Source organism: Streptomyces sp. NPDC054813 (assembly GCF_053611365.1).
Genome location: NZ_JBSHAF010000016.1, coordinates 233,385 through 241,449, shown reverse-complemented (window position 1 = coordinate 241,449; position 8,065 = coordinate 233,385). Strand labels below are relative to the sequence as shown.

Here is an 8,065-nt window from a genome sequence, read left to right as displayed (position 1 = left end):
AAACGCCCGGTTACATTCCGAACCCGGAAGCTAAGCCTTACAGCGCCGATGGTACTGCAGGGGGGACCCTGTGGGAGAGTAGGACACCGCCGAACTCCTTTTAGAGCTCTGGCTCTTGGGCATCAAGCCCGAGGGCCAGAGCTTTTTTGCGTTGAGGTAAGGTCAGGGGGCAAAGTTGGCTCGTTTCCCATCACAGGAGGCCCCCGGGTGGAGGTCCAGGAGACCCGTGTCCAGACGAACCGGGTCCTCACCATCCCGAACATCCTCAGCATGGCGCGTCTCGTCGGTGTACCCGTCTTCCTGTGGTTGATCCTCAGGCCCGAGTTCGGCGGGCCCAAGAGCGACGGCTGGGCGCTGCTGGTGCTCGCTTTCAGCGGCATCAGTGACTATTTGGACGGCAAGCTCGCCCGGCGCTGGAACCAGATCAGCAGCCTCGGCCGGCTCCTGGACCCCGCCGCGGACCGGCTCTACATCCTGTCGACGTTGGTCGGCCTCACCTGGCGCGAGATCCTGCCGCTCTGGTTGACCGCCGTACTACTGCTGCGCGAACTGGTGCTGCTGGTGATGGTGGGGATCCTGCGCCGGCACGGCTATCCGCCGCCGCAGGTGAACTTCCTTGGCAAGGCCGCCACGTTCAATCTGATGTACGCGTTCCCGCTCCTGCTGCTCAGTGACGGAAGTGGCTGGATCTCGTCACTCGCTGCAATTTTCGGATGGGCGTTCGCCGGATGGGGTACAACACTCTATTGGTGGGCAGGAGTGCTCTACGTGGTGCAGGTCCGTCGTCTGGTTCGTGCGGACGCCACAGCCGATTGAGCTCGGCGATTGTCCAGACGTAGTGGCTCGCGATGGCCTGCGGCGGAAAAGTGCGGGACAATCTGGACGGGTGAAGTCGGCTAGACCGTCATCTCTTAGAGGAGGACGCTTCCGACATGAAGGCCGTCGTGATGGCCGGTGGCGAAGGCACACGCCTTCGCCCTATGACCTCTAGCATGCCCAAGCCGCTCCTTCCGGTGGTGAACCGCCCGATCATGGAGCATGTGCTTCGGCTGCTCAAAAGGCATGGGCTCACCGAGACCGTCGTCACCGTGCAGTTCCTGGCATCACTGGTCAAGAACTACTTCGGGGACGGCGAAGAGCTCGGTATGGAGCTCACCTATGCCAATGAGGAGAAGCCACTCGGTACCGCCGGAAGCGTCAAGAACGCCGAAGAGGCGTTGAAGGACGATGCTTTCCTCGTCATCTCCGGCGATGCGCTGACCGACTTCGACCTCACCGAACTCATCAACTTCCACAAGGCAAAGGGCGCGCTGGTCACGGTCTGCCTGACCCGTGTACCCAATCCGCTGGAATTCGGCATCACCATCGTCGACGAAGAGGGGAAGGTCGAGCGGTTCCTTGAGAAGCCGACCTGGGGGCAGGTCTTCTCCGACACGGTGAACACGGGCATCTATGTCATGGAGCCCGAGGTGTTCGACTATGTCGAGGCCGACGTTCCGGTCGACTGGTCCGGCGATGTCTTCCCGCAATTGATGAAGGAAGGCAAGCCGATCTACGGCTACATTGCCGAGGGCTACTGGGAGGACGTCGGCACCCACGAGTCGTACGTCAAGGCGCAGGCCGACGTCCTGGAGGGCAAGGTCGACGTAGACATCGACGGCTTCGAGATATCGCCGGGTGTCTGGGTGGCCGAGGGCGCCGAGGTGCATGCCGATGCCGTGCTGCGCGGACCGCTGTACATCGGTGACTACGCCAAGGTCGAGGCCGGCACGGAAATCCGTGAGCACACCGTCGTGGGATCCAACGTCGTCGTGAAGAGCGGTGCCTTCCTGCACCGGGCCGTGGTCCATGACAACGTCTACGTCGGGCAGCACAGCAATCTGCGGGGCTGTGTCGTCGGGAAGAACACCGACATCATGCGGGCCGCCCGGATCGAGGACGGAGCGGTCATCGGTGACGAGTGCCTGATCGGTGAAGAATCGATCGTGCAGGGCAACGTCCGGGTCTATCCGTTCAAGACCATCGAGGCCGGCGCGTTCGTCAACACGTCCGTGATCTGGGAGTCCCGCGGACAGGCGCATCTCTTCGGCGCCCGTGGTGTCTCCGGAATCCTGAACGTGGAGATCACGCCGGAGCTGGCCGTACGGCTCGCCGGCGCGTACGCGACCACGCTGAAGAAGGGCTCCACGGTCACCACGGCCCGTGACCACTCCCGGGGTGCACGTGCGCTCAAGCGGGCGGTCATCTCGGCCCTCCAGGCAAGTGCCATCGACGTGCGCGACCTGGAGAACGTGCCCCTGCCGGTGGCACGGCAGCAGACCGCGCGGGGCAGCGCCGGCGGCATCATGATCCGGACCTCGCCCGGGGTGCCCGACTCCGTCGACATCATGTTCTTCGACGGGCAGGGCGCGGACCTCTCGCAGGCCAGCCAGCGCAAGCTGGACCGGATCTTCGCTCGCCAGGAGTACCGGCGTGCGTTCCCCGGTGAGATCGGCGACCTGTACTTCCCGGCCAGCGTCTTCGACTCGTACACAGGTTCGTTGCTGCGGAACGTCGACACGACCGGGATCGCCGAGGCCGGCCTGAAGGTCGTCGTGGACGCCTCCAACGGCAGCGCCGGGCTCGTTCTGCCCAGCCTGCTCGGGAAGCTCGGCGTGGACTCGCTGACCGTCAACCCCGGACTCAACGAGGCCAGGCCCACGGAGACGGCGGATCAGCGTCGGTCGGGGCTGGTGCGCCTCGGCGAGATCGTGGCGTCCTCCGGGGCCGCATTCGGTGTGCGGTTCGACCCGGTGGGTGAGCGGCTGTCCCTGGTGGACGAGAAGGGCCGCATCATCGAGGACGACCGGGCGCTGCTGGTGATGCTCGACCTGGTCGCCGCCGAGCGGCGTAGCGGCCGTGTGGCGCTTCCGGTCACCACGACCCGGATCGCCGAGCAGGTGGCCGCGTACCACGGCACCCAGGTCGAGTGGACGACCACCTCGCCCGACGACCTCACGCGTGTGGGGCGTGAGGAAGGCACCATCTTCGGTGGTGACGGCAAGGGCGGATTCATCGTCCCCGAGTTCAGCAGCGTCTACGACGGTACGGCGGCCTTCGTGCGCCTGATCGGCCTTGTGGCGCGCACACAGCTCACGCTGAGCCAGATCGACGCCCGGATCCCGCGGGCGCATGTCCTCAAGCGGGACCTGGCGACTCCGTGGGCTGTCAAGGGCCTGGTCATGCGGCGTGTCGTTGAGGCGGCCGGTGATCGTTTCGTGGACACGACGGACGGGGTGCGGGTCGTGGAGACCGACGGGCGCTGGGTGATGGTGCTGCCCGACCCGGCCGAGGCGGTCACCCATCTGTGGGCCGAGGGTCCCGACGACGCCTCCGCGCAGGCCCTGTTGGACGAATGGTCGGCGATCGTGGACAGCGCCGGACGGTAGACGCACCGCACGCGCGCGTGCCGGACAAGTGTCCCCGAGGGGGCCTGTCCGGCACGCCGGTGGGGCCATTCGGAGGTACCGGTCGCAACGTGCGACGATGTGCGGCATGCCGCAGCAACCCCCCGTTCGGAGCAGCGCCACCCGGTCGCAGCGTCCGGACGCCTCCATGTCGTTGATCACCAACGTCATGGACCACAGCCTCGACGACGGGTACGCCGAGGCGGCGGCCCGCAAGCGGGCGCAGGGGGAGGGCGGCGGCATGCCGAAGACCCTCCGGGCCAGGCTGGGTCTCGCCGGCGGTCTGGTGCTCGCGGCCCTGGTGGTGACCGTGGGCGCGGCGCAGGCGCGGGTGACGGCCCCGGTCGTGGCCAAGGAGCGCCAGGAGCTCATCGACCGCATCGACCGTGAGACGGCGACCGCCGACAAGCTGGAGAGCAATGTCGACAGGCTGCGCGACGACGTCAGCGCCCGCCAGCGTGCGGCGCTGAAGGAGAGCGGCGGCAGCGGGCAGGCGGACCTGGTGGGCGTCCTGTCGGGTGCCACCGCGGTGCACGGCCCCGGTGTGAAGCTGGTCGTGAACGACGCCAAGGAGGCCTCCTCGGGCGGCGACGGCAGCAACCCGCGGGAGACCTCCGGGTTCTCCGACACCGGCCGGGTGCGGGACCACGACATGCAGCGCGTCGTGAACGGGCTGTGGGGCTCGGGCGCCGAGGCGATCTCCATCAACGGGCAGCGGCTGACCGCCCTGTCCGCGATCAGGGCCGCGGGAGACGCGATACTGGTCGACAACAGGCCGCTGGTACCGCCGTACACGGTGCTGGCGGTGGGGGACGGGGAGAGGCTCAGCTCCAGGTTCCAGGACAGCCCCGACGGGCTGTATCTGCATGCCCTGGAGGAGAACTTCGACATCCGGGCGACGATCTCCACGGAGAGTGACGTCCGGTTGCCCGCCGCACCCAGCGTGATCGTACGTACGGCCCAGCCGTACACCGAGAAGACTGAGAAGGGCACATCGTGATCGCCGTACTTGGCCTCGTCGTGGGCGTCGTGGCCGGACTGTTGGTCCGTCCGGAGGTTCCGGCGGTCGTCGAGCCATATCTGCCGATCGCCGTCGTCGCGGCGCTCGACGCCGTCTTCGGCGGTCTGCGGGCCATGCTCGACGGGATCTTCGACGACAAGGTCTTCGTGGTGTCGTTCCTGTCCAACGTGGTGGTGGCCGCGCTGATCGTGTTCCTGGGTGACAAGTTGGGCGTGGGCTCGCAGCTGTCCACGGGTGTCGTCGTGGTCCTCGGTATCCGTATCTTCTCCAATGCCGCGGCGATCCGCCGGCATGTCTTCCGGGCGTGAGCGGCATGAGCGAGCACGAGAATCAGCCGGAGCAGCGGTTGCGCAGAGAGCTGCCCGCCGAGGTGCCCGCCGCGGCACCGGAGACCGGATCCGCCGCCGAGCCGAAGCCGGAGGCCGGGCTGAGCGGCCGTCGGCGGCTGGTCCAGGGGCTGTGGCCGCCACGGGCAAGCCGGGCCCAACTGATCGTCGCGGTGCTGCTGTTCGGGCTCGGATTCGGGCTCGCCGTGCAGGTGGCGTCGAACAGCGACAGTGACAGCGCGTTGCGCGGGGCCCGCCAGGAGGATCTTGTTCGCATCCTCGATGAACTGGACGACCGTACTCAGCGTCTTGAGGACGAGAAGACAGGACTCGAAAAGCAGCGTCAGGAGTTGCAGAGCAGCTCCGACCAGGCGGCGGAGGCTCGCAAGCAGACGGCCGAGAAGGAGAGGCAACTCGGCATTCTGGCGGGCACCGTGGCGGCGCAGGGTCCTGGCATCACGATGACGGTCGACGACCCGAAGGGGACGGTACAGGCGGACATGCTGCTCGACGCGATCCAGGAGTTGCGCGCGGCCGGCGCGGAGGCGATCCAGGTCAACGGAGTGCGAGTGATCTCCGGCACCTACCTCACCGGCTCCGGGAAGAGTGTGAGCGTCGACGGGAACAAGATCACCCAGCCTTACGTTTTCAAGGTGATCGGCAAGCCGCAGGACCTCGAACCGGCTCTCAACATCCCCGGAGGCGTGGTGCAGACCCTGGAGAAGGAACAGGCGACTGTGACCGTCGAACGATCGACCAAGATCGTCGTGGATGCCTTGCGGCCGGCGAAGCAGCCTGACTACGCTCGGTCGTCCTCACAGTGAACCGGCGGTGCATGCGGGACGTCCGGCGAGGGCATGAGGATGCGGGGGGTCGGCGCACCGGGGAACCGGCGCGTGGTGGAAACTGTCTGGTGGATACGGACGTTGTGTGGTTGTCCGGGTCGGCCGGTTTATTCAGTCAGGGTTCGTCCTGCCCCACGGGCGGGTCTGTTTCGGTCAAGGGGAATCGCCCGTGAAGTTGTTTTCGAAGTTGTTCGGCAAGAGCGCGCGAGAGGGCAGCGACAATGCGACCGCTCGCCATCGCGCACAGCCCGACGCGGACGGTCAGCGCCCGCTGTTCCGGGACCAGGTGGCTGGTCCGGGGGGTGACATTTCGGGAGGTCAGGGCGCGCCGTCAGTTGACCCGTCGCAGTCCAACGGCATAGGTTTCGGGCAACCGTCAACCTCAGGTGCGGGTGGAGGGTTTACCTCCGGCCCGTACGCGTCCAACGCCCCGGCGGGGCAGCCGCGGCAGGAGGATCCGTCCATGTCGGCCCTGGTTTGTACGAGGTGCGGTAACCGCAACGCGGAGAACGCCCGCTTCTGTTCCAACTGCGGTGCCCCGCTGCGCGCGGGCGCCGTCCCCGAGCGGGCGACGGAGACGACGTCCACGATCTCGATCTCCGGCCTGGAGGCCTACGACGCCGAGGTCACCGGCCAGACCCAGGTGCCGGCGCTCTCGCCCGAGGCGCAGGCGGCCGTCGACGCGCTGCCGCTGGGTTCCGCGCTGCTGGTCGTGCGCCGCGGCCCGAACTCGGGCAGCCGTTTCCTGCTGGACAGCGAGCTGACCACGGCCGGCCGTCATCCGCAGAGCGACATCTTCCTGGACGACGTCACGGTCTCGCGCCGCCACGTGGAGTTCCGCCGCCAGCCGGACGGCTCGTTCACCGTGGCCGACGTGGGCAGCCTCAACGGCACTTACGTCAACCGGGAGCGCATCGACCAGGTCGCTCTGTCGAACGGTGACGAGGTCCAGATCGGCAAGTACCGGCTGGTCTTCTACGCGAGCCGGCAGGGCATCTGACCCTCCGGGCCTCGTCCGGGGACCCCAGGGAAGAAGGTCCATGCTGCACACACCGAGCGGCGGTACCGGTCACGGCACCGCCGCCACGGAAACCGGGCTGATGAGCATCGGCACGGTGCTGAACGTGCTGCGCGACGAGTTCCCCGAAGTCACCATCTCCAAGATCCGCTTCCTGGAGTCGGAGGGGCTCATCGAGCCCCGCCGGACCCCGTCCGGGTACCGCAAGTTCAGCGCCGGGGACGTGGAGCGTCTCGGACACGTCCTGAGGATGCAGCGGGACCACTACCTGCCGCTGAAGGTTATCCGGGAGTACCTGGACGCCATGGAGCGCGGCGAGGCCGTACAGCTGCCCGTGCTGGGGCGGCAGCGGGACGGGGAGGCGGTGCCGATGATGCCCGAGGCTCCCACGGTGGCACGGATCGGCCGGGACGAACTGCTCGCCGCCGCCGAGATCGACGAGAACTGCCTGGCGGAGTGGGAGTCGTACGGGCTGCTCGCTCCCTTGGAGGACGGCGTGTACGACGCCGAGGCGGTCACCGTGGCCGCGCTCGTGACCGAGCTGGGCAGGTTCGGGATCGAGCCGCGCCACCTGCGTGTGATGAAGGCCGCCGCCGACCGTGAGGCGGGCCTGGTGGACCAGGTGGTGGCCCCGCTCAAGCGGCACCGCAACCCGCAGACCAGGGCCCACGCCGAGGCCCGTACGAAGGAGCTGGCGGCGCTCACGGTGAAGCTGCATGCCGCACTGGTGCAGACCGCGCTCGGGGTGCGGCTGCCGTGACCATCGTGACAGGACCCGGGCGGAGGCCGGATCGGGCGCGCGTTCCGGGCCCGACTACCCAAACGTCCCGGGCACGGCCTAGGGTTGCTGTGTGAACGAGCTCGATGTCGTAGGTGTCCGGGTGGAAATGCCCTCCAACCAACCGATCGTGCTCCTGCGCGAAGTGGGAGGCGACCGTTACCTCCCCATCTGGATCGGGCCGGGGGAGGCGACGGCGATCGCGTTCGCCCAGCAGGGCATGGCTCCTGCGCGACCGCTGACCCACGACCTGTTCAAGGACGTGCTGGAGGCCGTCGGTCAGGAGCTCACCGAAGTACGCATCACGGACCTGCGTGAGGGCGTCTTCTACGCGGAGCTTGTGTTCGCCAGTGGTGTCGAGGTGAGTGCCCGTCCGTCCGACGCCATAGCGCTGGCGCTGCGCACCGGAACGCCGATCTACGGGAGCGACACGGTGCTGGACGACGCGGGCATCGCGATCCCGGACGAGCAGGAGGACGAGGTGGAGAAGTTCCGCGAGTTCCTCGACCAGATCTCGCCCGAGGACTTCGGCACCAGCAGCCAGTGAGAGACCGGAGCGGGGGGGGGCCCCCCCCCCCCCCGGGCGGGGGGGGGCCGCCGTCGTCACGGGGTGAGAGTCCGACGCGACAGG

General features: G+C 67.7%; 8 protein-coding genes and 1 rRNA gene. All 9 read left to right on the top strand.

The window, feature by feature from the left end; all coding sequences use genetic code 11:
* Nucleotides 1-95 (top strand): 5S ribosomal RNA (rrf, locus tag ACWGJB_RS30295); the annotation flags it as partial.
* A gap of 112 nt (nucleotides 96-207) precedes the next feature.
* Complete coding sequence (locus ACWGJB_RS30290) at nucleotides 208-816, top strand: CDP-alcohol phosphatidyltransferase family protein (RefSeq protein ID WP_450763218.1); 609 nt, start codon at nucleotides 208-210, stop codon at nucleotides 814-816.
* Nucleotides 817-932: 116 nt separating this feature from the next.
* On the top strand, nucleotides 933-3,428 hold the full coding sequence (locus tag ACWGJB_RS30285; RefSeq protein ID WP_450763220.1) for a sugar phosphate nucleotidyltransferase: 2,496 nt from the start codon (nucleotides 933-935) through the stop codon (nucleotides 3,426-3,428).
* A gap of 106 nt (nucleotides 3,429-3,534) precedes the next feature.
* Complete coding sequence (locus tag ACWGJB_RS30280) at nucleotides 3,535-4,446, top strand: DUF881 domain-containing protein (protein ID WP_453383227.1); 912 nt, start codon at nucleotides 3,535-3,537, stop codon at nucleotides 4,444-4,446.
* Nucleotides 4,443-4,775, top strand: a complete 333-nt coding sequence (locus ACWGJB_RS30275; protein ID WP_046727248.1) for a small basic family protein — start codon at nucleotides 4,443-4,445, stop codon at nucleotides 4,773-4,775. The genes ACWGJB_RS30280 and ACWGJB_RS30275 overlap by 4 nt, the downstream gene beginning before the upstream one ends.
* A gap of 5 nt (nucleotides 4,776-4,780) precedes the next feature.
* Nucleotides 4,781-5,617, top strand: coding sequence for a DUF881 domain-containing protein (locus ACWGJB_RS30270; RefSeq protein WP_453383226.1), 837 nt, complete (start codon nucleotides 4,781-4,783; stop codon nucleotides 5,615-5,617).
* A gap of 190 nt (nucleotides 5,618-5,807) precedes the next feature.
* Nucleotides 5,808-6,638, top strand: coding sequence for an FHA domain-containing protein (locus tag ACWGJB_RS30265; protein WP_453383225.1), 831 nt, complete (start codon nucleotides 5,808-5,810; stop codon nucleotides 6,636-6,638).
* Between the two features lie 40 nt (nucleotides 6,639-6,678).
* The gene (gene ftsR, locus ACWGJB_RS30260) at nucleotides 6,679-7,416 is read left to right on the top strand and encodes a transcriptional regulator FtsR (RefSeq protein WP_360497208.1); all 738 of its coding nucleotides are present in this window, start codon (nucleotides 6,679-6,681) and stop codon (nucleotides 7,414-7,416) included.
* A 91-nt stretch (nucleotides 7,417-7,507) separates the two neighbouring features.
* Nucleotides 7,508-7,981, top strand: a complete 474-nt coding sequence (locus tag ACWGJB_RS30255; protein WP_026253112.1) for a bifunctional nuclease family protein — start codon at nucleotides 7,508-7,510, stop codon at nucleotides 7,979-7,981.
* Nucleotides 7,982-8,065 lie beyond the last annotated feature (84 nt).

Bases quoted from the DNA above. Each gene is read 5' to 3' on its own strand.
- ACWGJB_RS30285 (WP_450763220.1), top strand. From the start codon at position 933: ATGAAGGCCGTCGTGATGGCCGGTGGCGAAGGCACACGCCTTCGCCCT.
- ACWGJB_RS30280 (WP_453383227.1), top strand. From the start codon at position 3,535: ATGCCGCAGCAACCCCCCGTTCGGAGCAGCGCCACCCGGTCGCAGCGT.
- ACWGJB_RS30270 (WP_453383226.1), top strand. From the start codon at position 4,781: ATGAGCGAGCACGAGAATCAGCCGGAGCAGCGGTTGCGCAGAGAGCTG.
- ftsR (WP_360497208.1), top strand. From the start codon at position 6,679: ATGCTGCACACACCGAGCGGCGGTACCGGTCACGGCACCGCCGCCACG.